Annotated in this window: 21 protein-coding genes and 1 pseudogene; 7 read left to right on the top strand and 15 right to left on the bottom strand. The window is 72.3% G+C overall.

Features of this window, described 5'->3' with window-relative positions; translation table 11 throughout:
- Positions 1–7 precede the first annotated feature (7 nt).
- The gene (locus tag ACIQJT_RS38850; protein ID WP_365457559.1) at positions 8–1,675 is read right to left on the bottom strand and encodes an AMP-binding protein; all 1,668 of its coding nucleotides are present in this window, start codon (positions 1,673–1,675) and stop codon (positions 8–10) included.
- A complete protein-coding gene (locus tag ACIQJT_RS38845; protein ID WP_402650288.1) occupies positions 1,672–2,445 on the bottom strand; it encodes an SDR family oxidoreductase in 774 nt (257 codons plus the stop codon). The genes ACIQJT_RS38850 and ACIQJT_RS38845 overlap by 4 nt, the downstream gene beginning before the upstream one ends.
- A gap of 165 nt (positions 2,446–2,610) precedes the next feature.
- Between ACIQJT_RS38845 and ACIQJT_RS38840 the strand changes: the two genes are divergently transcribed.
- Positions 2,611–3,843 carry an exo-beta-N-acetylmuramidase NamZ domain-containing protein gene (locus ACIQJT_RS38840; protein WP_402650287.1) on the top strand — a complete coding sequence of 411 codons (1,233 nt, stop codon included), beginning with the start codon at positions 2,611–2,613 and terminating at the stop codon, positions 3,841–3,843.
- Between the two features lie 70 nt (positions 3,844–3,913).
- On the opposite strand, the gene ACIQJT_RS38835 is transcribed toward ACIQJT_RS38840, so the two are convergent.
- Positions 3,914–6,700, bottom strand: a complete 2,787-nt coding sequence (locus ACIQJT_RS38835) for a penicillin acylase family protein (protein ID WP_402650286.1) — start codon at positions 6,698–6,700, stop codon at positions 3,914–3,916.
- A 231-nt stretch (positions 6,701–6,931) separates the two neighbouring features.
- Here ACIQJT_RS38835 and ACIQJT_RS38830 point away from each other — a divergent pair, with 231 nt between their 5' ends.
- A complete protein-coding gene (locus ACIQJT_RS38830; protein ID WP_365457547.1) occupies positions 6,932–7,534 on the top strand; it encodes a hypothetical protein in 603 nt (200 codons plus the stop codon).
- 90 nt (positions 7,535–7,624) lie between these two features.
- A complete protein-coding gene (locus ACIQJT_RS38825; protein WP_402650285.1) occupies positions 7,625–8,347 on the top strand; it encodes a 3-keto-5-aminohexanoate cleavage protein in 723 nt (240 codons plus the stop codon).
- Between the two features lie 99 nt (positions 8,348–8,446).
- Here the strand turns inward: ACIQJT_RS38825 and soxR are convergent, their stop codons facing one another.
- Positions 8,447–8,950 carry a redox-sensitive transcriptional activator SoxR gene (gene soxR / locus ACIQJT_RS38820; RefSeq protein WP_365457541.1) on the bottom strand — a complete coding sequence of 168 codons (504 nt, stop codon included), beginning with the start codon at positions 8,948–8,950 and terminating at the stop codon, positions 8,447–8,449.
- Between the two features lie 107 nt (positions 8,951–9,057).
- Here soxR and ACIQJT_RS38815 point away from each other — a divergent pair, with 107 nt between their 5' ends.
- Positions 9,058–9,519 (top strand): MaoC family dehydratase, encoded by a 462-nt coding sequence (locus tag ACIQJT_RS38815; RefSeq protein ID WP_365457538.1) that lies wholly within the window; start codon positions 9,058–9,060, stop codon positions 9,517–9,519.
- A gap of 4 nt (positions 9,520–9,523) precedes the next feature.
- Here the strand turns inward: ACIQJT_RS38815 and ACIQJT_RS38810 are convergent, their stop codons facing one another.
- From ACIQJT_RS38810 to ACIQJT_RS38800, 3 genes are all read right to left on the bottom strand, one after another.
- Positions 9,524–10,150: a TetR/AcrR family transcriptional regulator gene (locus tag ACIQJT_RS38810; RefSeq protein ID WP_402650284.1), complete on the bottom strand. Its 627-nt coding sequence runs from the start codon at positions 10,148–10,150 to the stop codon at positions 9,524–9,526.
- Positions 10,151–10,656: 506 nt separating this feature from the next.
- Entirely contained in the window at positions 10,657–10,944 is a 288-nt protein-coding gene (locus tag ACIQJT_RS38805) for a YiaA/YiaB family inner membrane protein (RefSeq protein ID WP_020117785.1), read from the bottom strand.
- Positions 10,945–11,004: 60 nt separating this feature from the next.
- Positions 11,005–12,159 carry an acyl-CoA dehydrogenase family protein gene (locus ACIQJT_RS38800; RefSeq protein WP_365457531.1) on the bottom strand — a complete coding sequence of 385 codons (1,155 nt, stop codon included), beginning with the start codon at positions 12,157–12,159 and terminating at the stop codon, positions 11,005–11,007.
- A gap of 76 nt (positions 12,160–12,235) precedes the next feature.
- Between ACIQJT_RS38800 and ACIQJT_RS38795 the strand changes: the two genes are divergently transcribed.
- The 3 genes from ACIQJT_RS38795 to ACIQJT_RS38785 all read left to right on the top strand — a co-directional run bounded on the left by ACIQJT_RS38795 (position 12,236) and on the right by ACIQJT_RS38785 (position 14,658).
- Positions 12,236–12,877 (top strand): TetR/AcrR family transcriptional regulator, encoded by a 642-nt coding sequence (locus tag ACIQJT_RS38795; RefSeq protein ID WP_365457528.1) that lies wholly within the window; start codon positions 12,236–12,238, stop codon positions 12,875–12,877.
- A 56-nt stretch (positions 12,878–12,933) separates the two neighbouring features.
- Positions 12,934–13,653 (top strand): ArsR/SmtB family transcription factor, encoded by a 720-nt coding sequence (locus ACIQJT_RS38790; RefSeq protein WP_402650283.1) that lies wholly within the window; start codon positions 12,934–12,936, stop codon positions 13,651–13,653.
- A gap of 69 nt (positions 13,654–13,722) precedes the next feature.
- Positions 13,723–14,658, top strand: coding sequence for a DMT family transporter (locus ACIQJT_RS38785; protein WP_365457986.1), 936 nt, complete (start codon positions 13,723–13,725; stop codon positions 14,656–14,658).
- Positions 14,659–14,901: 243 nt separating this feature from the next.
- On the opposite strand, the gene ACIQJT_RS38780 is transcribed toward ACIQJT_RS38785, so the two are convergent.
- From ACIQJT_RS38780 to ACIQJT_RS38745, 8 genes and pseudogenes are all read right to left on the bottom strand, one after another.
- Positions 14,902–15,981, bottom strand: coding sequence for a Zn-dependent alcohol dehydrogenase (locus tag ACIQJT_RS38780; protein WP_365457522.1), 1,080 nt, complete (start codon positions 15,979–15,981; stop codon positions 14,902–14,904).
- 11 nt (positions 15,982–15,992) lie between these two features.
- The gene (locus ACIQJT_RS38775) at positions 15,993–17,381 is read right to left on the bottom strand and encodes an aldehyde dehydrogenase family protein (RefSeq protein ID WP_402650282.1); all 1,389 of its coding nucleotides are present in this window, start codon (positions 17,379–17,381) and stop codon (positions 15,993–15,995) included.
- A 302-nt stretch (positions 17,382–17,683) separates the two neighbouring features.
- Complete coding sequence (locus ACIQJT_RS38770; protein ID WP_402650281.1) at positions 17,684–19,021, bottom strand: ABC transporter ATP-binding protein; 1,338 nt, start codon at positions 19,019–19,021, stop codon at positions 17,684–17,686.
- A gap of 622 nt (positions 19,022–19,643) precedes the next feature.
- Positions 19,644–20,351 (bottom strand): annotated as a pseudogene (locus ACIQJT_RS38765) (class F sortase); the annotation flags it as partial.
- Entirely contained in the window at positions 20,338–20,991 is a 654-nt protein-coding gene (locus ACIQJT_RS38760; RefSeq protein WP_402650280.1) for a hypothetical protein, read from the bottom strand. The pseudogene ACIQJT_RS38765 and the gene ACIQJT_RS38760, both read right to left, overlap by 14 nt.
- A gap of 101 nt (positions 20,992–21,092) precedes the next feature.
- Entirely contained in the window at positions 21,093–22,331 is a 1,239-nt protein-coding gene (locus tag ACIQJT_RS38755; RefSeq protein ID WP_402650279.1) for an MFS transporter, read from the bottom strand.
- 31 nt (positions 22,332–22,362) lie between these two features.
- Positions 22,363–23,778, bottom strand: coding sequence for a citrate:proton symporter (locus ACIQJT_RS38750; RefSeq protein ID WP_365457510.1), 1,416 nt, complete (start codon positions 23,776–23,778; stop codon positions 22,363–22,365).
- Between the two features lie 138 nt (positions 23,779–23,916).
- Entirely contained in the window at positions 23,917–26,154 is a 2,238-nt protein-coding gene (locus ACIQJT_RS38745; RefSeq protein ID WP_402650278.1) for a molybdopterin oxidoreductase family protein, read from the bottom strand.
- Positions 26,155–26,156: the final 2 nt, after the last annotated feature.

Raw genomic sequence — 26,156 nt, 5'->3', positions numbered from 1 at the left:
CGTAAGGTCATTCGCCGTCGTGCGGTCGGGAACGGAGTTCCCGACGGAGGATCTTGCCACTGGCCGTCTTCGGCAACTCGGGCAGGATCTCCACCTGTCGCGGGTATTTGTAGGCCGCCAGTCTCTCCTTGCAGTACGCGGCGAGCGCATCGGGGTCGGTTTCGACACCCGGACGGAGGCTGATGTACGCCTTGACGGTCTCCCCGCGGTACCCGTCGGGCACCCCGACGACGGCGGCCTCGCGCACCGCCGGGTGCGTGTAAAGGACGTCCTCGACCTCGCGCGGCCACACCTTGAAGCCGGACGCGTTGATCATGTCCTTCTTGCGGTCGACGACGTACAGCCAGCCCTCGGAGTCCATGAACCCGATGTCACCGGTCCGCAGTTCGCCGTCCGGGAAGGTCTCGGCGGTCGCCTCCGGCCGCCGCCAGTACCCGGGCACGACCTGCGGCCCGCGCACGACGATCTCGCCCTGCTCGCCGAAGGGCACCTCGGCGCCGGTGTCGTCGACGATCCGTACGACCGTGTCGGGCCCCGGCACCCCCACCGCGAGCGTCCCGGACACCGGGTCGACGGGCGCCTCCCGCTCCGGCGGCACGGACGCGCAGGGCGCGGAGCACTCGGTCAGCCCGTAGCCGTTGCGGATGTACGGGCCGAAACCGGCCCGGAACTTCTCCACCAGGGCGGGCGGCAGCGGGGCCCCGCCCGAGGAGATGTTGACGAAGGACGAGAAGTGTCCGGGGGTGACGTCCGGGTGGGCGGCCAGGGCCATGAAGGCGGTCGAGGGGCCGACCGTGTAGTGCGGCCGGTGCTCGGCGAAGGCCTCCAGGACCACGCCCGCCTCGAAGCGGTACGTCAGCACCAGCGTGCCCACGCTGTTCAGGCACGCCCCGAGCTGGCAGACCATGCCGGTGATGTGGAACAGCGGGGCCAGGGCGTAGTAGACGGGCCCTTCGGGCAGCGCGAGCCCGGTCCGCTGCCGCTCGGCGTTGTACATGATGTTGCCGTGGGTGTTGGTGGCGCCCTTGGGGGTGCCGCTGGTGCCGGAGGTGTAGCTGATCAGCGCGATGTCCGAGGGCGTGACGTCCCGTCCCTCGGGCGCCTTGTGCCCGGCCCGCGCGACCGCGGCCAGGTCGTCGGCGTCCTCGGCCTGCGGCAGCCGCTCGAAGGCGAGCACGCGCGCGTCGCCGCGGGTCTGGAAGTCCAGCTCGCACCCGGTGAGGACGATGCGCACCGGCGAGCCGGCCGCCGTCTCGCGCAGGTACGACTCCCAGGCCCGGTCGGAGCAGATCAGTGCGGCCACCTCGCCGTCCCGCAGGACATGGCCGACCTCCCCCGACTTGTACATGGGGTTGACGGGCACGACGACCGCGCCCGCCTTCCAGGCGCCGAGCAGCGCGAGCACGAACAGCGGCGAGTTCTGGAGCAGGATCGCCACCCGGTCCCCGCGCTCCAGACCGCGGGCGGCGAGGTGCCCGGCGACGGAGTCGCTGAGCTCGTCGACCTCACGGTAGGTGAGCCGCCCGTCGAAGTAGGCGAGGAAGGGCCGCTCCGGTGCCTCGGCGACGGCCCGGCGCAGGGCGTGCACCAGGGAGTCGTCGGGGTCGATCGGACCGCGCTGGGCCTCGCTGAGCAGCGCGAGCCAGGGCTTGGCGGCGTACCGGGACTCGCTCATCGGACCTCTTCCCACTTGCGCTGGAGGTGGTTCATGCCGGACAGCCAGCGGTCGGGCTCGGCGGCCCGCACCTGGTAGTACTCGGCGACCTCGGGGTGCGGCAGGATCAGGAAGCGGTCCTCCTCGATCCCCCGGAACAGCGCCTCTGCGACATCCTCCGGCTCGACGGCGGTCGGCCTGAGCACCAGGTCACCCGCGGTCCCGGTGGCCGCGAGCATGTCGGTCCGCACGCCCTGCGGGCAGATCGCGTGCACCTTGATCCCGCGGTGCCGGTACGTCAGCGACAGGTACTCGGCGAAGGCGTACGCCCCGTGCTTGGTGACGGCGTAGGGGGCGGCCCCGATCATGGTCAGCAGCCCGGCGGCGGAGACGGTCGACACGAACCGCCCGCTGCCCCGCTCCAGCCATCCCGGAAGCAGCGCGTGGGCGGCCCGGACGTGGGCCATGACGTTGACGTCCCAGGAGGTGGCCCAGCCGGTCTCGTCGAGCGGCTCGTCGGCGTTCCCGCCCGCGAAGGCGACACCGGCGTTGGCGCAGTAGACGTCGACGACGCCGTTCAGGGCGTCGCGCGCCTCGGAGATCACGGCGGAGGCATCCCCGGCGACGGCGATCCCTCCGACCTCCTCGGCGACCGCCTTGGCCCGCCCGGCGTCAAGGTCGTTGACGACGACCCGGGCCCCTTCCGCAGCGAAGCGCCGCGCAAGCGCGGCCCCGATGCCACCTCCCGCTCCGGTCACGACCACTCCGGCACCTTGCAGGGCTTCCACCATCGGTCTCCTTCGACTGCGGCTCGACTGCACCGTCAGACTAACCGGTCGGTATGTGGGAAGGAAGGGTGATCGGAGCGCTCCTGCGGGGGCGCGGGGAACCGCGCGCCGAGCCACGTACCGCTCGCAGCCTCCCGACAGCACGCGGGAGCGCATACCGTGCCCCCCATGCGCCTATCCAGACGAGCTCTCCTCGCAGCGACAACGGCAGCAGCATCCCTCTCCTCGGCCCCACCGGCCTCCGCCGCCCGAACAAGGAAACGCACCGGTTTCGAGAACCTCGCCGCGTCCGGCTACGCACAGCTCCACGGCCAGAGGGTCGGAGTCGTCACCAACCCCACCGGCGTCACCCGCGACGTCCGCCACATCGTCGACGTGATGCACGCCGACGAGCGGGTGAACCTCACCGCCGTGTTCGGGCCCGAACACGGCTTCCGCGGCACCGCCCAGGCCGGCGGCTCCGAGGGCCGCCACGACGACCCCGCGACCGGCCTCCCCGTCTACGACACGTACCTGAAGAGCGGCCAGGCCCTCGCCGACGTCTTCACCGCCTCCGCCGTGGACACGGTCGTCTTCGACATCCAGGACGTCGGCGCCCGCTTCTACACCTACATCTGGACCCTGTACGACTGCATGGAGGCGGCCCAGCTCGCCGGCAAGCGCTTCGTCGTCCTGGACCGCCCGAACCCCGTCACCGGCCGCGCGGCCCTGGGCCCGGTCCTGCACCGGGAGTTCGCGTCCTTCGTGGGCCGGCAGCCCGTCTCCCAGGCGCACGGCATGACCGTCGCGGAGCTGGCCCGCCTCTTCAACGGCGAGTTCCTCACCACGCCCGTCCCCCTGGACACGGTCCTGATGACGGGCTGGCGGCGCTCGGAGTTCTACGACGACTGGGACCTGCCCTGGGTCCCGCCGAGCCCGAACATGCCGACCCCCGACACCGCGCTGGTGTACTCCGGCACCTGTCTCTTCGAGGGCACGAACCTCTCGGAGGGCCGCGGCACCACCCGCCCCTTCGAACTGCTCGGCGCGGAGGGCCTGGACGGCCGCTGGGCCGCCGCCGCGAACGAACTCGGCCTGCCCGGTGTGCACTTCAGGGAGGCCTATTTCACGCCCACCTTCTCCAAGTTCCAGGGAAGGACGATCGGCGGGGTGCAGATCCACGTCCACGACCGGCCCGCGTACGACCCCGTCCGCACCGGTGTCGCCCTGCTCGTGACCGCCAGGCAGACCTGGTCCGGATTCGCCTGGCGCGCGGACAACTGGATCGACAGGCTCACCGGGTCCGCCCTGGTCCGCACGATGATCGACGCCGGCGCGAGCACCGACGAGGTCGTGGCGGGCTGGCGGGAGGAGCTGAGCGCCTTCCGGCGGATTCGGAAGAACCATCTCCTGTACGGATGAGCCGCCGGGTGCCGGCGGCGGGCCGTCGTCCACGGACCCGCCGCCGACCGCCGTACCGCCGCCGGTGCCGCTACCGGTGCGAGGTGAACTCCACCACCTGCTGGTAGGTCGGACGGTTCTGCCAGCTGATGTTGTAGTGCTTGATGCCGCCCAGGGTGCGCTGCACGATCGAGTCGGCGCACCACTGGTCGCCCGCCGAGCACACGTCGTCGCCGGGGTAGACCTGGGCCGCGGTCCTGCCGGCCGCCGTCTTGAGGGTGCTGATGAGGATGTCCCGGCAGGCGCCGAGGCTGCCGCCGCCGCAGTACTTGTCCGCCAGCGGGCCCCGCACGCTCTCGCCGAGCACCGCGCGGACGTCCTTGTCGACGTAGCTCCACCAGCCGTACTGGAAGGAGCTGCCCGCGTGGGCGCCGGTGGGGCCGTGCGCCGCCGACGGGGACTCGTCGACGGGCAGGTTGGCCTGCATGGCGGTGTACAGGCCGGTGCCGAGGCCCGGTTCGAAGATGCCCTTGGCCAGCAGCGGCCACCACGCGTCCAGGATGCGGATCGCGTCGGAGTCGGCGTACTTCTTCGAACCGGCCGACGTCTCGGTGCGCTTGCCGCCCGCCGTCAGCCACGCCTGGAGCCTGCTCACCGCGGCCGCGGCCGTGGAGTCGGTGACCGTGGAGCTGTTGATCACCTTGAGCAGGTCCGGCAGGACGTCCTCCGCGCGCAGGTCGGCGAGGGACGCGTCGGCCATGGCCTTCACCAGCGAGGCCCGGGTGACCCCGCCCGCGGCGACCAGCTTCTTCACCCGGTCCTCCAGCAGGTTGCCGCGGTGCACCGAGCCGTCGCCCCAGGGCGCGGTCGTGTAGTCCTCGGCCTGCTTGTTGTTCCAGGAGATGTAGTAGTCCTGGTCGATGGAGTTGGGGTGCGCGGAGGGCGGCGTGTAGTCGGCGGTGTTGGTCGCCGGGTTCCAGTTCCGCCATTCGTACGCCGACCGCGCCCACACCGGGAACTCGGCGTCGACCCCGGACGCGCGCACCGGGTTGTCCCCGCTGTTGTAGTACGCGGTGTGCGTGGAGTCGGCGTAGAACCAGTTGAAGGTGTAGTTGATGTGCTGCACCGCGCTCTGGAAGGTCTGCGGGCTCTTGACGTGGTCCGGGTCGTTCAGCATCTGGAAGCCGATGATCGAGTCGGCCTCGTGCATGAAGGAGGAGCGCAGGGTGGTGTAGGCGACCTTCTTGCCGCCGACGGTGGCCCGGTACTCGACGGGGCCGTACTTGGTGCGCCAGACCCGCATCGTGTACGACCCCGCGGCGGTGCCGTCGGCCGTGGTCGGGGTCCAGGAGTTCCTCTGCTCGATCTTCTCCATGGCCGTGCAGGTGCCGTGGTACAGGTAGTGATAGTCGTCCTGGCACAGTTCGACGGCGTAGGTGTCGATGATGTCCTGGCCGGAGGTGGTGGCGGACCACGAGTAGTCCTGGCCGCGGCCGAGTTCGACGTACATGCTCAGGCCCGCGAAGGAGGCGCCGCGGGCGCTCAGGCCGGGGCCCTGGATCTCCTGGAGCATGAGGAGCTGCGGGGCGAAGTAGCCGGTCTGGGGGCCGAAGACGGCGACCGGGTGTCCGCCGGCGGTGTACTTCCCGCTGACCACAAGGGCGTTGGACATGCCGCGCTTGGCCGAGGTGAGGGCGTTCGCGGTCGCCGTGGCGGAGGCCGCGCTCGCGCTCTGGTCGGCGCCGGTGCCCGTGGCGTCGTGGACCAGGGGCTCGGTGGTCAGCGAACCGGCGTCGGGCAGCGCCCCGCCCTGGGGGTTCGCGGGCTTCGTGGCGTACGGGAAGCTCTCGCCGTTGTGGACGGTGAGGACGGCCTCGGGGTCGTTGCGCTCGCGGAAGGACTCCCAGACCTCGGTGCCCTTCGTCACGCCGTACCGCTCCTGGGCGGCCATCAGGGAGATCGCGTTGTTGACCTCGCCGCCGCCCCCTGAGCCGAACAGGGCGCCGATGACGGAGGCCAGTGCGACCAGGTCGGTGAGCTTGAAGTGGTCGATGGTGCCGGCGTTGGTGATCGAGTCCTTGTGGCCGGTCAGGACGTACTCGCCGGGGAAGTAACGGCCGCTGTCGGAGGCGTCGATGTACGCGTTGATGCCGGCGAGATAGGCGTTGGCGTCGGCGAGTGCCTGTTGGCCGCGGGCTCCGTTGGCCGCGACCGCGTTGTCGATCTGCGCCTGGAGGTCGGCCTCGCTGTAGGGCGCGTTGCGCCAGAACTGCTGCTCCAGCCCCTGGTTGGAGGGGGCGCCGCCCGCGAAGGCGGTCAGCTGTCCCCGGCCCACGTGCCGGAAGACGTCCATGAGCCACAGCCGGTCCTGTGCGGCCGCGTAGCCCGCGCCGAACTCGGTGCCGTACCGCGTGGTGCCGGTGATGTGCGGGACGCCCGTCTTCTTGTCACGGACGATCTTCACATCGGTGCGGCCGGCCGGGCTCAGAGTGGAGGCCACCTGATCGGACGGGACCCCGAAGGAGGCGTCGTTGAAGAAGGTGTTGATGGTGGAACTGGTGAGCGTGGGGTACCCCTTGGCCAGGTTGGCGTAGGGGCCGAGCTGGTCCTCGGCGTGGTCGGGCTGGGTGCCGAAGGCCTGGTTGAGGAGGATCTGCGCGAGGGTCGCGTTGCCGTTCTGACCGGGCGGCAGGATGTCGGAACACTGGCCGCCGCAGTAGTCGTTGGGCGCCGCGGTCCCGGCGGCCGAGGCCGTCTGGGCAAGCGGGGACAAAAGGCCGGCAATCAGGACGCATACGGATGCGGACTTCAGGAACCCGGTGAGCCTGCTGGGAGTTCTCAGTCTGTCGAGTGCGGTGCGTGAGGTGCGCCGTGGCATGGCAGCTCCAACCGACGGGGGTGTGGCCGGACGTTACCGCCGGTATCCCCGGGATTGAAGATGAACATGCGTCAAGTTTTGGCAGGGGTTCTTGAGCTTATGGGGGGCATCGGAAATCGGATGGAGCCGAATCGCTTGTCGATACGTCTATTCGGCAACGCCGTGCGAAGTCCGTGCGGCGACGCCGAAGTGACCGAAGTACAGGTGCAGGTGTGACGGAGGTGCAGGGCGATGGCCGGTTTCCGGAGTCTGGCGAGACAGGTGCGGGATCCGCGGTGCGATTTGGCGCTTCGGCGCTACTCGCTGCGCAAGTGCCTTGAGCGGTTCGCCCCTTACGGGCACAGGGCGACCTGGGACCACTTGTGCTCCCGGGCGGGATTCGGTCCCGAGGACCGCTCCCCGGACCCAGCGCGGCTCGTGGCCGCACTGGAGGAACTGGAGGAGGCGCGTTCGGTCTGGCTGGCCTACGAGGTCGAGTTCGCCGAGCGGCGCAAGAAGGAGAAGCACGACGGGTTGCGCAGGCCGGGCAGTGTGGACGACTGGCACCGGCTGACCTGGGGCGGGTTCGGAGTCGCCTGGTGCGACGACCCCCGGGTGCACCCCGATGACTCGCTGGCCGAGGTGTTGCGCAGGCTGATCTCCGCGCTGGAGCGCGAACCGGGCGCGGTGTGCCCGGTGTGCGACGGGGAGCGGCTCGTCTGGAGGTACGAACTGGACCATGAACCCTCGACCGGCCCGGTCTGCACGGACTGCGGAATCCTGGTACCGCGGCCCGTGCTCACACCCGAGGCCCTGGCGGACGCCAGGCGCGGACGGTTGCTGATGTCGGCCTAGAGCGTGTGGGCGCGCCGGGGGTGCGCCGGGGATGCCGCACCCCCTGTGGAACAGGCTCGGAATGTCAGTGCCGCCTGGCACCATCGAGGAATGGTGCAGGTGTGTCTCAACGGTCCGCGCGGGGCCGCCGACGGGTCGGCGGTGCCTCTCACGCCCTTGGCGATGGCCCAGTCGGCGGCCGAGGCCGTGGCCGCGGGCGCCACGGACCTCCATGTCCACCCCAAGACACCGTGCGGGCGGGACAGTCTGTCGCCGCGGGTGGTCGCGGCGACGCTGGAGGCGATCCGTGCGCGGGTGTCGGTGCCGGTCGGCGTGACGACCGGCGCCTGGGCGGAACCGGACCCGGCGGACCGGGTCGCCCGCGTCCGGAGCTGGACCGCGCTGCCCGACCACGCCTCGGTGAACTGGCACGAGCCGGGGGCCGAGTCGCTCGCCGCGGCGCTGATCGACCTGGGCGTGGGCGTGGAGGCCGGCATCTGGTCCGGTACGGACGCGGCAGAGCGGTTCGCGCGGTCCCCGATCGGGCCGAAGGTGCTGCGCGTCCTCGCGGAGGTGACGGACACCGACGCGCCGGAGGCCACCGCGCGCTCGCTGCTCGCCGAGCTCGGCGGGGCCCACGGCCGTCCCGTGCTGCTGCACGGCGAGGACGCGGGCGCCTGGCCGGTGCTGCGGCTGGCCGGCCGGCTGGGGCTCGCGACGAGGGTGGGCCTGGAGGACATGCTGGTCCTGCCGGACGGCCGACGGGCCGCGTCCAACGCTCAGTTGGTGGCCGAGGCGCTGGCCCAGTACGGGTGTGCCCAGCGGTCGCCGTAGGGCAGGGCGAGGAGTTCGGCCTGGACGGCCAGGCCGGGAGCGCGGTGACCACGGGGCCTCGGCCGGGGGCGGGACGGACGCCGCTCCCGGCCGTACGGCTCAGCGGCAGCGTTCCTGATCGCGGCGGCCGTTCTTCTGCCCGCCGCCGCCCCGCTCCACCAGCAGCCGCGAACCGGTCAGCCGGTCGCCGAAGACGTCGTCCGGGTTGGACAGGACGCAGGTGTCGAGGGAGAGGCAGCCGCAGCCGATGCAGTCGGTGAGGTGGTCGCGGAGGCGGTTCAACTGCTTGATGCGCTCGTCGAGTTCGGAGCGCCATGCCTCGGAGAGGCGGGCCCAGTCCTCGCGGGTGGGGGTGCGTCCCTCGGGGAGCTGGGAGAGGGCGTCGCGGATCGTGGCCAGGGGGATGCCGACGCGTTGGGCGGCCCGGATGAACGCGACCCGGCGCAGCGCGTCTCGGGAGTAGCGGCGTTGGTTGCCCGTGGTGCGACGGCTGCTGATCAGGCCCTTGGACTCGTAGAAATGCAGGGCGGAGACGGCGGCGCCGCTGCGGGCGGCGAGCTGACCGACCGTGAGTTCATGGATCTTCTCGGGAATCTGGGGCACCCCTCGAAGCCTACCCATGCCGTCACCCTCGCGGTCCGTTGACAGGGGCTTCCCGGCCGACCATGCTAAGCAGTCGCTTAGACATCATGTGGCGAGGAGGCCGGGACATGGCAGAGCCGAGGATCTTCACGGGCGCCGACGACCTGAAGGCGGCGGTCGGCGAACAGCTCGGGTACACCGACTGGCTGGAGGTCGACCAGAAGCGCATCGACCTGTTCGCGGACGCCACGGGTGACCACCAGTGGATCCACGTCGACCCGGAGAAGGCCGCGCAGGGCCCCTTCGGCACGACCATCGCGCACGGCTATCTCACCCTGTCCCTGCTGCCGCTGTTCGGACCGCAGCTCATCAAGGTCGAGGGCGTGCGGATGGGCGTCAACTACGGGACGAACAAGGTGCGTTTCCCCGCACCGGTGCCCGTGGGCTCCCGTCTGCGCGCCACCGCGCGGATCACCGGCGTCGAGGACGTGGCGGGCGGCGTTCAGGTCGCCGTCGCCTTCAGTGTGGAGCGCGAGGGCGGGGACAAGCCGGTGTGCGTGGCGGAGTCGGTGTCCCGGTACTACCTCTAGGCGCTCACCTGGACGCGCCCACCATCCGCAGCACGAGGTCGGCGTCGAGCGCGCCGACCTCGTCGGGCGTCCAGGGGCCGTCGACGTTGAACCAGCGGGCCACGTCGATGCAGAGCGACATGACGGCGAGGGTGGTGCCCTTCACGTCGAGCACGTCGAACTCGCCGGAGGCCACGCCGTCCTCGATGATCCCGCGCACCACGGCGTCGCACTGCCGGCGCAGGTCGAGGATCTCGGCGCGGGCGTCGGGGCCGAGGGAGTCCAGTTCGTACTGGACGACCCGGGCGGTGGTACGGCCGCCGGCGTGCCAGCGCACGAAGGAGCTGACCGCGTCCGCGAGCCGCTCGGTCGCGGTGCCCTCGCCGCGGGCCGCGACCTGGAGGATCTCCAGCGCCTTCGCGTGGCCGATCCGGCTGATGCGGTGCAGCAGCTCTTCCTTGGTCTTGTAGTGGATGTAGAGCGCGGCGGGGCTCATCCCGGCCCGGCCCGCGATGTCCCGGGTCGTGGTGGCGTGGTAACCGCGCTCGGCGAACGCCTCCACCGCGGCGACGAGCAGCCGCCGCGCCGCGTCGGGCGTGACCTCGCCCCACGCCGACGTCTCGCCGCCGGCCGTCTCCTCCGCCGTACTCATCGCACGCCCCTCTCCACTGTCAGAACCCCCACCATACCGCCGAACCTGAGCGAGCGCTTAGCACCCCCGCTCAGGGGGTGCCGGCAGGAGGGAAGGAGCTTGGGGGTGGCGCCGGATTCGCCGGCCCGGGGCCGGGCCTCCGGGCCGACCGGACCGCGGCACCGCGAGCCGGCGCGAGGATGGAGAACTGCGGGGCAAGGCCATACGCAGGGGCGAGGGGGGCGGGCAAGTACCGGAGCGGCGGCCTGAGCTGCCCGGGACGGGCAAGGTCCCGACCCCACGGACACCGAGGCACGACTCCGCAGCCGAGCAGGGGCGGGGCGACGCCGAACCCCGGGCACCGAAGGCAGTGGTCGCCTGCCGCGACCCGGGTCTCCTGGACGGGCCGGGTCACGACCCCGCGAGCCCGAGCGAAGGCGGAAACCTGAGGGCGGGGCCGAAAGCGGTGGGCGACTAGCGTGGGCCGAGCCTCCGCGGGCCCCGGCAGGGCGCCTCGGTCGTCCCCGTCACAGCTTCTCGAAGGGGTCGTGTTCCGCCAGCAGCTTTTCCAGGCGGGCCTGGTCGACCCGGCTGACGATCTGGCCCGCCTCCTGGCGGTCGCGGATGACCTTGGCGAGGGTGAACGCCGAGGTGACCAGGTACAGGACGGCGATCGCGAGGAAGCCCCGCACCCAGGCGTCGGCGTTCAGCCGGAAGATGCCGACGGCCGTCGCGGCCATGGCCACGGCGAAAGAGGCGACGGCCTGGCCGTAGAAGGCGGCCGTGTTCTGCTGCTTGACCGGTGTGTCACTCATGGCCAGAGTCTCGGCCAGGAGCGGCAGGGGCCACATCCGCTCAGGTACTCAGACGAGTACTCAGAACGCCGACACCCCCGTCAGCGCCCGCCCGATCACCAGCTTCTGGATCTGGCTCGTGCCCTCGTAGAGGGTCATCACGCGGGCGTCCCGCAGCAGTTTGCCCACCGGGTACTCGTCGATGTAGCCGTAGCCGCCGAACACCTGAAGCGCGTTGTTCGCGGCGCGCACCGCCGCCTCCGAGGCGAAGAGCTTGGCCTTGGAGGACTCGACGGCGAAGGGCTCGCCGCGGTCGATCAGGTCGGCCACCCGCCAGGTCAGCAGCCGGGCCGCGTCCACGTCCACGGCGATGTCGCTGATCAGCTCCTGGACGAGCTGGTGCCTCGCGATCGGCTTGCCGAACTGCTCGCGCTCCCCGGCGTACCGGACGGCCGCGTCCAGCGCGGCCTGGGCTATGCCCACGCACCCCGCCGCCACCGACATCCGCCCCTTGGCCAGCGCGGACATGGCGACGGAGAACCCCTTGCCCTCCTCGCCGAGCATCGCGGAGGCGGGCACGCGGACCCCCTCCAGGATGAGTTCGGCGGTGGCCTGGCCGCGCAGGCCGAGCTTGCCGTGGATCGTGCGGCGGGTGAGGCCGGGGGTGTCCGTCGGCACCAGGAAGGCGGAGACACCCTTGTGGCCGGGCGCGTCCGTGGACCGGGCGAACAGCAGCACCACGTCGGCCCAGGTGCCGTTGGTGATGAACATCTTGGTGCCGTCGATGACGTAGTCGTCGCCGTCCCGCACCGCACGCGTGGCGAGGTTGCCCGCGTCGGAGCCGGTGCCGGGCTCGGTGAGGCCGAAGCAGCCGACGTACGCGCCGGAGGTGAGCCCGGGGAGCCAGCGGCGCTTCTGCTCCTCGCTCCCCCACGCGGCGACCGTCTTGGCGACCAGCCCCAGCGAGACGGACACGATCCCGCGCACGGACGAGTCGCCCCGCCCCAGCTCCTCGGTGACCAGGCAGTACGCGAGGTGGTCGCCGCCCGAGCCGCCGTACTCCTCGTCGATCGTCAGCCCGAGGAAGCCGACCTCGCCGAGCTTCTTGACGATGGACCGGTCGACGTCCTCCGCGCGGTCCCAGGCGACGACGTGGGGGGCGATCTCCCGGGACACGAAGTCCCGCGCCAGCCGCCGGACGGCGGTCTGCTCCTCGCTGAGCCCCAGGTCGACCACGAGATCACCTCACTTGAGAAGGACACCTTTAAATTAGCACTGCTAGTTTCTGGTCCGCAGCCCTACTATGTGCGCCATGGCCCGACCGCGCAAGCCCCTCCTCAGCACCGACCGGATCGTCGAGACGGCCCGCGCGCTCGTGGACGCGGAGGGCCTGGCGGCACTGTCCACGCGCCGGCTGGCGGCGGAACTCGGGGTCAGCGGCCCGTCCCTCTACAACCACTTCCGGACGAAGGACGAGATCCTGGAGGCCGTCGCCGACTCGGTGAGCGCCCAGGTCGACCTGTCGATGTTCGAGGACGGGCGGGCCTGGCGGACCGCCCTGCACGACTGGGCCGTCTCCTACCGCACCGCCCTGCGCGACCACCCCAACATCGTCCCGGTCCTGGCCCGGGGCCCCGGCCGGCGCCCCGCCGGACTGCGCCTGGCCGACGCGGTCTACGGCGCCATGGTCGACGCGGGCTGGCCGCCTGCGCAGGCCACCTCCATCGGCGCGCTGATGCGGTACTTCATCATGGGCTCGGCGCTCGGTTCGTTCGCCGCGGGCTTCGTGGACGACGCGAGCGCGTACGACCCCGCCGACTATCCCCACCTCGGCCAGGCGCACCTGCTCGCCGAGCAGCAGGAGAAGATCGACGAGCGGGCGTTCGAGACCGGGCTCCGGGCCCTGCTGGACGGTCTCGCCCAGCAGTACGAGCAGGTCGGACGCCCCGCGTAGCCCCGCTCCGGCGGGTGCCGCGCTTGTTTCGGTGGGCGCCGAAACATTCCTGCCCCATGCTGGACCGCATGACCAAGGACCCGCAGGCACCCCGACTGGCGAGGCTCGCCGCCCTGATCGCCGACGAGACCCGGGCCGCCTGCCTCCTGGCCCTCCTCGACGGCCGGGCCTGGACCGCGGGCGAGCTCGCCCGCCACGCGGGGGTCGCCGCGTCGACCATGAGCGAGCACCTCGGCCACCTGGTCGCGGGCGGACTGCTCGCGCAGGAGCGCCAGGGGCGCCACCGGTACGTGCGCCTCGCCGACGCGAGGGTGGCACACCTGGTGGAGGACCTGGCGGCACAGGTCTCCCCGGACCCGGACCGACGTCCGCGGAACCTGCGGGAGTCGAGCGCCGGTTCGGCGATGGCCCGGGGCCGCACCTGCTACGACCACTTCGCGGGCCGGCTGGGCATCGCCCTGACGGACGCCCTGACGTCCCGTCGTCTCCTGCGCCAGGACACGGGGTTCGCCCTCACGGAGGCGGGCCTCGCGTGGTTCGAGGACGCGGGCATCGCCCTCCACCGCACGGGCCGCCGGCCCCTGGCCCGGGCCTGCCTCGACTGGACGGAACGCCGACCGCACCTGGCGGGCGTGGCGGGAGCGGCTCTGTGCCGGCACGCACTGGAGGAGGGCTGGTGCGTGCGCATCGGTTCGGAGAGGGCGGTGAAGGTGACGGCGACGGGAGAACGGATGTGGGCCGATCTCCTGGGCCTCGACACACGAACGCTGCGCTGAACGCCCGCGAACGGCGCGTCCGAAATCCGCGAGCCCGGGCTCGCCCCCGTCCCTAACCTCAGGAGCATGATGCACCCCCGCCGCACCGAACTGTTCGCAGCCGCCGCAGCCACCGTCACCGTCGTCCTCTGGGCCTCCGCCTTCGTCTCCATCCGCAGCGCGGGCGCCGCCTACTCCCCCGGCGCGCTCGCCCTCGGCCGGCTTCTCTCCGGCGCCCTCGCCCTGGGCGTGATCTGCCTGATACGCCGGGAGGGGCTCCCCCCGCGTTCCGCCTGGCGCGGCATCGCGATCTCCGGCGTGCTGTGGTTCGGCTTCTACATGGTCGTCCTGAACTGGGGCGAACAGCAGGTGGACGCGGGCACCGCGGCCCTGGTCGTGAACATCGGCCCGCTCCTGATCGCCCTGCTCGGCGCGCGTCTGCTCGGCGACGCGATGCCGCCCCGGCTGCTGGCCGGGATGGCGGTGTCCTTCGCGGGCGCGGTCACCGTGGGCCTGTCGATGTCGGACGACGGCGGCGCCTCGGTGCTCGGTGTGGTCCTGTGCCTGCTCGCGGCGATCGCCTACGCCGGCGGAGTCGTCGCGCAGAAGCCGGTTCTGGGCTCCGCGTCCCCGCTTCAGGCGACGACCTTCGGCTGCCTCGTGGGCGCCGTCGTCTGCCTGCCGTTCGCCGGCCAACTCGTGTCCGAGGTCGCCGACGCCCCCGCCTCGGCGACCCTCAACATGGTCTACCTGGGCGTGTTCCCGACCGCCCTGGCCTTCACCACCTGGGCCTACGCCCTTGCCCGTACGACCGCCAGCCGCATGGGCGCGACCACCTACGCGGTCCCCGCCCTGGTCGTCCTGATGTCGTGGCTGGCGCTCGGCGAGGTCCCGGGGCTGTTCACGCTCGCGGGCGGGGTGCTGTGCCTGGCGGGCGTGGCGGTGTCCCGCTCCCGCGCACGGGCGGCCGCGGTTCCGGTGACGGCACCGGAACCGCGGCCCGAGAAGGCGTCGGACCCCGCGTGAACCCGCCCCGCTCGCCGGCATTTTGATGCAGAGCACGGCCTGAGGTTGTGCCCGGAGACGGTGGGCCGGGTGCGGTTCTCGGGCGGCTGCGGGTGAGTGGGGGCTGGTCGCGCAGTTCGCCGCGCCCCTGGGTGGGTCATGCGGAGGCTCGTGCGCACGCCGACGGCGGCAAGGGGGCGGGGTGGGGTGGCCGCGCGGGAAGGTCGCCCGGACTCCGTGTGGCGGGCTCCGGGCGACCGGCGGTCAGAACACCACGAGGGCCCTGCCGCCCTTGCCCGCCAGCATGTTGTCGAAGGCCGCCGGAATGCCGTCCAGGGCGATCCGCTCGGTCACCAGCATCCCGAGGTCCAGGCGGCCCTCCCGGACGTGCTCGGCGAGCACCGGGAGGTCCGCGGCGGGGTCGGAGTCGCCGTAGACGCAGCCCGCGAGGGTGCGGCCCCAGTGGAAGATCTCCAGGGCGTTGAAGGTGACCTGCTGGTCCTTGCCGCCGATGCCGACGACCGTCGTACGGCCGCCGCGGCGGGTGGAGTCCCAGGCCGTGCGGATGGTCGACGCGCGGCCGACGCACTCGACGGCGACGTCGACACCCTGCTTGCCGGTGAGACCCCTGATCTCGCGGGCGGTGTTCTCGGAGGCGATCACGTAGTCGGTGGCTCCGGCGGCGCGCGCCAGCTCCTCCTTCTCCGGCGAGACGTCGACCGCGACGATCTTCGACGCGCCCGCGATCCGGGCGGCCTGGAGCGCGGCCAGGCCCACTCCCCCGACCCCGTACACCGCGACCGTCTCGCCCTCGCGGACCCGCGCCGAGTGGTGGACGGCGCCGTAGCCGGTGAGGACCGCGCAGCCCAGCAGGGCGGCGTCGGTGAGCGGGATGCCCTCGGGGAGGGGCAGGAGGCAGGACTCGGGGACGACCGTCTCCTCGGCGAACGCGGCGACGTTCAGGCCGGGGTGCAGGTCGGTGCCGTCGGCGGTGCGGGCGTGGACCTCGGCGGCGCCGTTCAGCGCGTTGGCGCACAGCCAGACCTCGCCGAGCGAGCAGGCGTGGCAACCACCGCAGGAGGGGGCCCAGTTGAGGACGACCCCGGCGCCGGGCGACACCCCGGTGACCCCCTCCCCCACGGCGACGACGGTGCCCGCGCCCTCGTGGCCGAGGACGGCCGGGACGGGGACGCGCATGGTGCCGTTGGACAGGGACAGGTCGGAGTGGCAGACCCCGGCGGCGGCGAGACGGACCCGGACCCGGCCGGGGCCGGGGTCCGGGAGGTCGATGTCCACGACCTCCAGGGGAGCGCCCACGGCGGGAAGGACGGCGGCACGAACCACGGGAAGACTCCTCAGAACTGGAGGGACTTGGTCTGGAGGTACTCGGCGAGACCGTGCGGGCCGAGCTCGCGGCCGACGCCCGACTGCTTGTAACCGCCGAAGGGGGCAAGGGGGTTGAAGCGACCGCCGTTGATGTCGACCTGCCCGGTGTCCATCCGGCGGGCGAAGGCCACCGCCTCCGCCTCGTCACCGGCCCATACGGCGCCCGCGAGGCCGTAGACCGTGCCGTTGGCGATGCGCAGGGCGTCCTCCTCGTCCTCGTAGCGCAGGACGGACAGGACCGGGCCGAAGATCTCCTCCTGGGCGATCGTCATCTCGGGGGTCACGTCGGCGAAGACGGTCGGGGCGACGAAGTAGCCCTGCTCGCGGGGGGATTCGGGACCGCCGGCGACCAGCCGGGCGCCCTCGGCGACACCCTTCTCGATGTAACCCCGCACCCGTGCCTGCTGCTTGGCGTTGACGACGGGTCCGATGCGCTCGCCGTACTTCGCGGCCGCGGTGGCGGCGAGCTCGACGGCCTCGTCGTACTGGTCGCGGTGGACGAGCATCCGGGTCCAGGCGCTGCACGTCTGGCCGGAGTTGGACATCACGTTGGCGACGCCGACGTTGACCGCCTTGGCGAGGTCGGCGCTGGGCAGGATGACGTTGGCGGACTTGCCGCCCAGCTCCAGGGCGACCTTCTTCAGGGCGGCACCGGCGGTGGCGCCGATCTTCCGGCCGACCGCGGTGGAGCCGGTGAAGGAGACCAGGTCGACGTCCGGGTGCTCGGCGAGGGCCTGCCCCGCGACCGGGCCGAGTCCGGTGACCAGGTTGAGGACCCCGGCCGGGACATCGGCCTCGTGGACCGCCTCGGCGAAGAGCTGGGCGACCAGCGGGGTGTCCTCGGCGGGCTTGAGGACGACCGTGCAGCCCGCGGCGAGGGCCGGCGCGACCTTGGCGACGATCTGGTGGAGGGGATAGTTCCAGGGCGTGATCGCGGCGACCACGCCGACCGGCTCCAGGTGGACGGTGGAGTTGCCCAGCTTCTCCTCGAAGGAGTGCGTCGCGGCGAGCTCGGCGTAGGAGGCGGCGACCGCGACGGGGACGGCGGCGTGGACGTTCTGCGAGAACTTCAGCGGTGAGCCGAGTTCCGCGGTGACCGTCTCGGCGATCTCGTCCTTGCGGGCGGCGAGGACGTCCCGGAGGGCGGCCAGCCGGGCGGCCCGCTCGGCCGGAGCGGTCGCGGCCCAGGCCGGGAGGGCGGTACGGGCGGCCCGTACGGCGCTGTCGACGTCCTCGGCGGTGCCGGCCGGAACCCGGGCGATGACCTGCTCGTCGGCCGGGTTCACGACCTCGATCACGTCCGGGCCGGCGGCCGGGCGCCACTCGCCGTCGATGTACATGCCGTCGTGCGCCTTCATGGTGCGTCCTCCCGGGCTGGGCCGTGCCGTGTCGTCGTCCGGCCTCATAAACTAGCGACGATAGTTTTTTCGCGCCAGAGCAGGACCGGACCGTCCACGGACATCAGAAGTCCACACGGGCCCGCCCGTCCACCCGCGCCACGGCTTCCCGGCGGAAGGGGCGCCGGCGAGGAGGCCCTTGGGCGTGGTGAGGTCGCGCACCTGCCCAGCGGCGAGGAGGCGGCCGGGTACGAGTGCCGCGCCCCCGGTTCACTCCGCCGGACCGTAGAGACCCCTTCGCCCCGTCGCCCCCGCGTCCGCCCTCACTCGTCCAGGTCCGGCAGATGGTCCGGAGACGGGCAGATGCGGTCGCCGTGCTGGTCGAAGACGAAGAGGTGGGAGATGTCGACGAGGAGCGGGACCTGCATCCCGCGGCGCAGGTCGATGTCCGGGGTCGTGCGGACGACGAGGTCGCCGGGGAGACGGGGGTCGGCGGAGGCGGGCTCGGGAGCAGGGGCCGGGGGGTCCTCCAGGACCACGACGGGGCCCGCACGGCGGGAGATCGCGCGCTCTCTCAGGCGGTCCAGGACCGTGCCCTCGCGGCGGCGGCGCCGGGGCGGGCGCGCGGCGGGGCGCGGGGCCTCCAGTTCGGGGACGACGGCGGGGCGGGAGCCGGTGTTGAAGTGGACGAGGACCTCGTGCCCCTGGAACTCCACGTGTTCCACCAGACCGGTGATCGGCATCTCCCCGGGTCGGGCCGAGGTTCGCTTGGCGATGCGGATCGCCTCCGAGCGCAGGCCCACGATCACCTCGCGGCCCTGCTGGACGCGGAGCAACTGGTGGTCCAGGGACAGGGGTTCGGGCAGCCGCAGGTACTGCTTGCCGAGGCTGATGGTCATCGCGCCGTCCAGCGGGGCCCGGACCACCCCGCGCAGGAGGTTGATGCGGGGGGTGCCGATGAAGGCGGCGACGAAGACGTTGCGGGGCAGCGCGTACACCGAGCGCGGGGTGCCGACCTGCTGGAGGACTCCGCCGCGCAGGACGGCGACCCGGTCGCCGAGCGACATGGCCTCGGCCTGGTCGTGGGTGACGTAGACCGTGGTGACACCCAGCTCCCGGGTCAGCCCGGCTATTTCGGCGCGCAGGTGGTTGCGGAGCTTGGCGTCGAGGTTGGACAGCGGCTCGTCCATGAGGAAGGCGGAGGGGCGGCGGGAGATGGCCCGTCCCATCGCCACGCGCTGGCGTTCCCCGCCGGAGAGCTGGCCCGGGTAGCGGTCGAGGAGGTCCTCGATGCCCAGCATGCGCGCGGTGGCGTCCACGCGGGCCCGGGGGTCCTCGTCGGGGGCCTCGATGCGCAGCGGGAAGCCGATGTTCCCCCGGCTGGTCATGTTGGGGTAGAGGGCGAAGTTCTGGAACACCATCGCCATCCGGCGCTCGGCGGGCAGCAGGTCGTTGGCGTACTCGCCGTCGAGCCTGAGCTGGCCCTCGGTGATCTCCTCCAGCCCGGCGATCATCCTGAGCACGGTGGACTTCCCGCAGCCGGAGGGGCCGAGCAGGACGAGGAACTCGCCGGGCGCGATGTCCAGCGAGAGCCGGTCCACCACCCGGGCGCCCCGGGTGTAGGTCTTGCTCACGTCGTGCAGGGATATGGCGCGTGTCATGACGGTGCCCCCGGGGGCTGGTTCAGGCGCTGGTGCTCCGCGGTCGGGAGGCCCCGTGCGGGTCGTACGGGGCTGTGAGTCACGGAAGTTAACGGAATGCGTGCGGCCGGGGGAAGAGACTGGGCGAGATCGGGAGCTACGGTCCAGCCCGCGAGAAAACGGACTCCCGGATTCAGTACGCCGGTCCGCTCACCGGGAGCCCCCGCTCCCCTCAGCGCACCGCCGTGCTCCCGGCAACTCCTGTGCCCGCCGCACCGCTTGCGCTTCCCGGCACGGTCCCGCTCACGGGCGTCCCGGCCCGGCTCGCCGGCATCCCGCCACCTTGCGGCACCGCCCCGCCCGCACCCGGCGGGGTGCCACTCGCCGACACTCCGTCATTTCCCGGCACACCGACCGTGGTTTCTCCGCCCGCCTGGGCACTCCCGCCTCCCGGCTCGGCTGCGGCCCGCAGCGGATCCCCGCTCGCCGGTGCACCTTCGCTCCCCGGCACGCCCCCGCTCGTCGGCGCAGCCCGACTCCCCGGCGCGTCCCCGGCCTTCAGCGGATCCCCGCTCGCCGGCACGCCCCCGGTCTCCGGCGGGCCCTCGCTCTTCGGCGCCGGCGTGTTCCTCGGTGCTCGTGGCTCGCGGGTCTGGGTGAGGTGGGCGAAGACGACGACGTTACTGCTGTAGCCCGTCCGCCGGTTGAAGAGGCCGCCGCAGGTGATCACGCGGAGCTCCGGGCGCCGGGCCGGGCCGTAGACCTCCTTGTCGGGGAAGCCGGACTTGTCGAAGATCTTGACGCGGTCCACGGTGTAGACGGCGGTACGGCCGTCCGCGCGCACCGCCTCGATCACCTTGCCGGGCTTCACCTGGCCGAGTGCGGCGAAGACGGCGGGGCCGGTCCTGGTGTCGCGGTGGCCGACGGCGATCGCCGTACCGGACTCGCCGGGCGTGGCGCCGCCCCGGTACCAGCCCACGAGTTTCGGCTTGTCGACCGGCGGGGTCGCGAGCTCCCGGCCCTTGGTGAGCCCGAGGCCCATGACCGGGGCGTCGATGCCGAGGGACGGGATGCGGAAGGCCGTCGGCCGGGACCGGGACAGCGGGCGGGGCGGGGGCGTGCGGGTGCGCGTGGGGCGGGCGGAGGGGGCCGGCTCGTCGGCCGGCTCCGCTTCCGGGCCGGCGGCCGCCACGGCGTCCGGCCGGCCGGGCCCGCCCGGCGCGGTCGACTCGCCGTCACCCGTGCACCGGACCCCCACCGTCACCAGGACGACCGTGAGCAGGGCCGTCCTGGTGAGGCGGTAGGCGCGGGTCCGGTACCAGGGCCTGCGTCTGCGCCTACGCGGCGCCATTGGGCCGACGGCGGTTCATCCGGAAGTACGCGGCAGCGCCGACCGCCACCAGGCCGACGGCCCCCGCGGCGGTGACCGGCGCGAACGCGGCCGCGGTGTCGACGAGACCGCCGCCGCCCGCGTGCACACCGCCCTTGGGGCCGCCGGCCTCGTTGTGCCCCCAGCCCCCGCCCTGCTGGTCCTCGATCTGGTCGCCCGCCCGGCGTTCGCCGTCGCGCTTGCCGTCGTGGCAGTTGACGCGGAAGACCTTCTCCTTGGGGGCTCCCGCCACGATCCAGGTGAGCTTGTACTGGCCGTCCGCCACCCCCAGCGGGTCGGTGTGCCCGGCGCCCCCGGCGAGCTGGATGGTGCCGGCGACGGTGGCGGCGGTGGGCAGCGGGGGCTGGGGCGTGATGGTGTACGCGATGGTCGTCAGGACGTCGAAGTTGACGGCGTCCAGGTAGAACTTGCAGACCCGGGGATCATCCTTCGAGACGCCGAAAGGCACGCCCACGTGATGGATCCGGATGTCGCCGTTCTCGCCCGCGGCGGACGCGGTCGGTGCCGCCACCCACGACGCGCCGGCCGCGGCGAGGGCGGTGAGGACGACCGTGGCGCCCGCTCGGACGCGGAAGGTACGTGGGAGTGTCAGGGTGGGCATGCGCGCTCCTCCGATTCAGACGATTTCCATACAAATCGCTCTTTCGGCAGCACTCTCCTTCATGCGCGCGACGGTGGACCGCATCGGTGCCCGGCGCGCCGTCAGATATCGCTCGTGCGGCGCAATCCCCGGCGTTCCGGCCGCTTCCCGGCGGTCGGCCCGGCGCCTTCGGACCGTCCGGGTGACCGCAGGGCCACCCCCGCCGACAGCAGCAGCAACGTCCCGAGCATCACGAACGGCGCGGCCACGCCCACGAGTCCCGCGACCAGGCCCGCGGTGGCCGGTGCCGCGACCTGGCCGAGGCGGTTGCCGGTCAGCCGCAGGGCGAGGGCGGTGGAGCGGGCGCCCTCCGGGGCGGCCTGGACGACCGTCGTCATGGACAGCGGCTGCCCCACGCCGAGGCAGAAGCCGAGCACCGTGAGCATGACGGCCAGCGCCCACACCGGGACCGGCAGTGCGATGCCCGCGCACAGCAGCGCCGCCAGCAGACACGTCACGGTGAGGAGCAACGCGCGCCCCAGCAGCCGTAGCAGGGGCGTCAGCACCAGACGGCAGGCGATCGTGGCCGCCGCACGCAGACTCAGCAGCAGGCCGATCATCGAGGGGGCGATGCCCCGGTGCTCGCCGACCACCGGGAGGTACGCGGTGAGGATGTCCGTGGCGGACAGCACGGACAGGCTCACGAAGATGCCCCCGGGCACGCCCCGGGACCGCAGGATGCGTCCGACCGGAACCCGGTCGCCCTGCCCGGTACGGGACTTGGCCGCCGTGTCGCGGTGCTCGATGCGCCACAGCGACGTGCACGCGACCGCCGCCCCGGCGCCCGAGACGAGCAGCGCGAGCGCACTGGTGCCCGCCATGTCCGGACCGCCGATCAGCGCGCCCGCGGCGACCGGGCCGATCAGTTGGCCGAGGGAGGCGCCGATGGTGAAGTGGCCGAAGTTGCGGTCCTGTTCGTGCGGGGCGGACTGACGGGCGACGAGGGACTGCGCACCGATGACGAAGCAGAGGTGGCCGAGGCCCATCACCCCGCTCCAGACGGCCATGACCCACAGGGAGTCCGCGAGGCCGCTGAGGGCGCAGCCGCCGGATATCAGCACCACGCCGACCGGCAGCAGCGGCGCGCACCGCCCGTGGTCCGTACGACGGCCGAGCGGTACGGCGGCGAAGAGGGGCAACAGTGCGTAGACACCCGCGATGACACCGATCGCGCGCTCGTCCGCACCCAGCGCCAGGGCCCGGTAGGAGACGGCGGGCCGTGCCATCGACACCGCCCCCTGCGCGAAGCTGAAGGCGATGACGAGGCGGAGCAGCCAGCCGCGGTTCCCACCGGGCGCCATGGTCTTGTCCTCCTGGATGTACAGAAGCGGATCAGATGATTCCGAAGAGGATTCCTGCCCCGAGGATCAACAGGCATGTGAGCGCCGCCCACTTGACGACGAACCTGGTGTGGTCGCCGAACTCCACCTTGGCCATGCCGACCAGGACGTACACGGCCGGGACGAGCGGGCTCGACATGTGCAGCGGCTGGCCGACGAGCGAGGCGCGGGCCATCTCCAGCGGCGAGACGCCGTGCGCCGCGCCGGCCTCGGCGAGGACCGGCAGGACACCGAAGTAGAAGCCGTCGTTGGACATGAAGTAGGTGAGCGGCAGGCTCAGGACGCCGGTGACCAGGGCCATGTGCGGGCCCATGCCCTCGGGGATGACGTCCACCATCCAGCGGGCCATGTGGTCGACCATTCCGGTGCCCTGGAGGACGCCGGTGAAGACGGCGGCGGCGAAGACCATGCCGGAGACGTTGAGGACGTTGTCGGCGTGGGCGGCGAGACGGGCCTTCTGGTCGGGGATGTGCGGGAAGTTCACGGTGAGCGCGAGCGCGGCGCCGAGCAGGAACAGCACCGGGATCGGCAGCCACTCCATGATCATGGAGGTGAGCAGGGTGGCCGTGAGCAGCGCGTTGAACCAGTACAGCTTGGGACGCAGGGTGGGCCGGCTGGGGTCCAGGACCTGGAAGCGCTCCGCGTCGCCCTCCTCGGGGGCGTCGGTGCCGGAGCCCGCACCACCCGTGGCCACCGGGGCCTTCCTGTCGGCGGAGCCGGAACCGGTGCCGGAACCCGCGCCGACCAGGACCGTCTCGGCCTCCGCCGGCTCCAGGACCTCCTCCAGCGTGAGCGTGCCGAGCCGCTTGCGCTCACGCATGCCGAGGACGTACGAGAGGACGAAGACGCCCAGCAGGCCGACGGCGAGGGCCGGGATCATCGGGACGAAGATGTCGCTGGCGTCGAGCTTCAGCGCGGTGGCCGCGCGGGCCGTCGGACCGCCCCAGGGCAGCGTGTTCATCACGCCGTTGGCCATCGCGGCGACACCGGTCATCACGACCAGGCTCATCTTCAGGCGCTTGTACAGCGGGTACATCGCCGAGACGGTGATCATGAAGGTGGTCGAGCCGTCGCCGTCCAGCGAGACGATCGCGGCGAGGATCGCCGTACCGACGACGATCCGCATCGGGTCGGCCTTCGCGAACTTCAGGATGCCGCGCACGACCGGGTCGAAGAGGCCGACGTCGATCATCACACCGAAGTAGACGATCGCGAACATGAGCATCGCCGCGGTGGGGGCGAGGCTGGTGACGCCTTCGATGACGTAGTCACCGAGCTTGGCGCCCTTCCCGACGAAGACGCAGAACAGGGCCGGGATCAGTACGAGCGCCGCGATCGGCGACATCTTCTTCATCATGATCAGGACCAGGAAGGTCGCGATCATGGCGAAGCCGAGGATGGTCAGCATGAGTGGATACCTAACGTTCGCCCTTGAACTCCCACCGGAGTCGGCAGTGCGATGACGTTAGGACCCGTCAAGTGGCGTTAACAAGACGTTGACATGCGAGCAATAAGCGCAAAACTGCTGGTCACAGCTTTGCACTGCTCACAGCGTCGCCGCGGCGGCCAGTTTCACCGGCACGCCGTTGAGGACCGCGTTGCCCGACAGGGGGTCGAGCAGGCTGCCGTCGAGGAGCTGGTTGACGTTGACGCCGGGGTTCTTGGCGGCGTGGCCGAGCCGGGTGCCGGGGCGGTCGTGGCCCCAGCCGTGCGGCAGGCTGACCACGCCGGGGCGCACGCCGTCGGTGACCTCGGCCTCGGTGACCACCTCTCCCCCGGCGCCCTTGATCCGCACCGGGGAGCCGTCCTTCAGCCCCAGCCGCTCGGCGTCCTCGGGGTGGATGTGCAGGGTGCAGCGGTTGCTGCCGCCGGTGAGGGCGGGGACGTTGTGCATCCAGCTGTTGTTGGAGCGCAGATGCCGACGGCCGACGAGAACCAGCCCCTCGGCCCTGTGACTCAGGGCCTCACGCAGCCGGGGCAGGTCGTCCGCGATCGGCCGCGGCAGCAGTTCGACCTTGCCGCTCCTGGTCTTCAGCGGCTGCGGGAGCCGGGACTCGAGCGGCCCGAGGTCGATGCCGTGCGGATGCGCGAGCAGCCTGGCGAGGCTCAGCCCGTCCGGTCGTACGCCGAAGCCGTCGCCGTAGGGGCCGAGGCGCAGCATCATGTCGAGCCGCCGCTCGGGGCCGGTCTCGCCCTCCAGGAGTGCCGCCAGCTCGTGCGGCTCGCGGCCGTGCACGGGCGAGTGGGCCTCCTTGACCGCCTTGCCGAGGGTCTGGCCGATGACGAGGTCGTCCACGGCGGACGGGTCGGCGCCGTGCATGCCGGTCGCGGCGAGGACCAGCCGGGCGAGGATCTCGGTCTCCGCCATCCGGCCGGGCTCCAGCGGGACGGCGGGGCGGGTGTAGCGGACCTGGTTGCGCACGGCGAGGGTGTTGAAGGCGAAGTCGTGGTGCGGGCTCTGCGAGGGCGGGGGCGGCGGCAGCACGACGTGGGCGTGGCGCGAGGTCTCGTTCAGGTACGGGTCCACGCTGACCATGAAGTCGAGCGAGCCGAGGGCCTTGTCGAGCCGGTCGCCGTCCGGGGCCGAGAGCACGGGGTTGGCGGCGACGGCGACGAGCGCCCGGATCGGCTCGCCCTCCTCGGTCGCGGTGTCGATCTCCTCGGCGAGCGCGGACAGCGGCAACTCCCCCTTGGCCTCGGGGTGCCGGCTCACCCGGGAGTGCCAGCGGCCGAGCGCGAAGCCGTGGCTGGGGCCCGCGGGCCGGGGCGTCCGGTCGGTGGCCGCCTGCGGGAAGAGCGCGCCACCGGGCCGGTCGAGGTTGCCGGTGAGGATGTTGAGCACGTCGACGAGCCAGCTCGCGAGGGTGCCGTGCGGGACGGTGCAGCTGCCGATGCGGCCGTAGACGGCGGCGGTGGGCGCGGCGGCGAGTTCGCGGGCGAGGGTGCGGATGGTGTCGGCGTCGACGTCGCAGGTGCCGGCGACGGCCTCCGGGGTGAAGTCCCCCATGGCCGCCCGGAGTTCCTCGACCCCCTCCAGATGCGGGGCCAACTCCCCCGTGTCCACGCGTCCTTCCTCGAAGAGGACGTGCGCCATCGCCGCGAGCAGCAGCGCGTCGGAGCCGGGCCGGACGGCGATGTGCCGGTCGGCGAGCTTGGCGGTGCGGGTGCGGCGGGGGTCGATGACGGTGAGGGTGCCGCCGCGGGCCTTGAGCGCCCTGAGCTTGCCGGGGAAGTCGGGGGCGGTGCACAGACTGCCGTTGGACTCCAGGGGGTTGGCGCCGATGAGGAGCAGGTGGTCGGTGCGGTCGAGGTCGGGCACGGGGATGGCGTTGGCGTCGCCGTACAGCAGTCCGCTGGAGACGTGCTTGGGCATCTGGTCGACCGTGGAGGCGGTGAAGACGCTGCGGGTGCCGAGGCCGGCGAGCAGGACCGGCGGGTAGAGGGCACCGGCCATGGTGTGGACGTTGGGGTTGCCGAGGACGACGCCGACGGAGTTCGCCCCGTGCCGGTCGACGACCGTCCGGATCCCGGCGGCGACCGCGTCGAAGGCCTCCTCCCAGGTGGCCTCGCGCAGTTCTCCGTCCCGTCGCACGAGCGGGGTGCGCAGCCGGTCGGGATCGCCGTCGACGGCCCCGAAGGCGGCGCCCTTCGGGCAGATGAACCCCTTGCTGAACACGTCGTCGCGGTCGCCTCGGGCGCCGGTGACCCGGGTCCCCTCGACGGTGAGCGTCAGACCACAGGTGGCCTCGCACAGGGGGCAGATACGCAGAGCGGTGCGGGACACGG

The sequence above is a fragment of the Streptomyces sp. NPDC091972 genome (genome assembly GCF_044756385.1).
Classification (GTDB): Bacteria; Actinomycetota; Actinomycetes; order Streptomycetales; family Streptomycetaceae; genus Streptomyces.
Note: the sequence above shows the minus strand (reverse complement) of the source record. Positions and strands in the feature narration are given on the sequence as shown.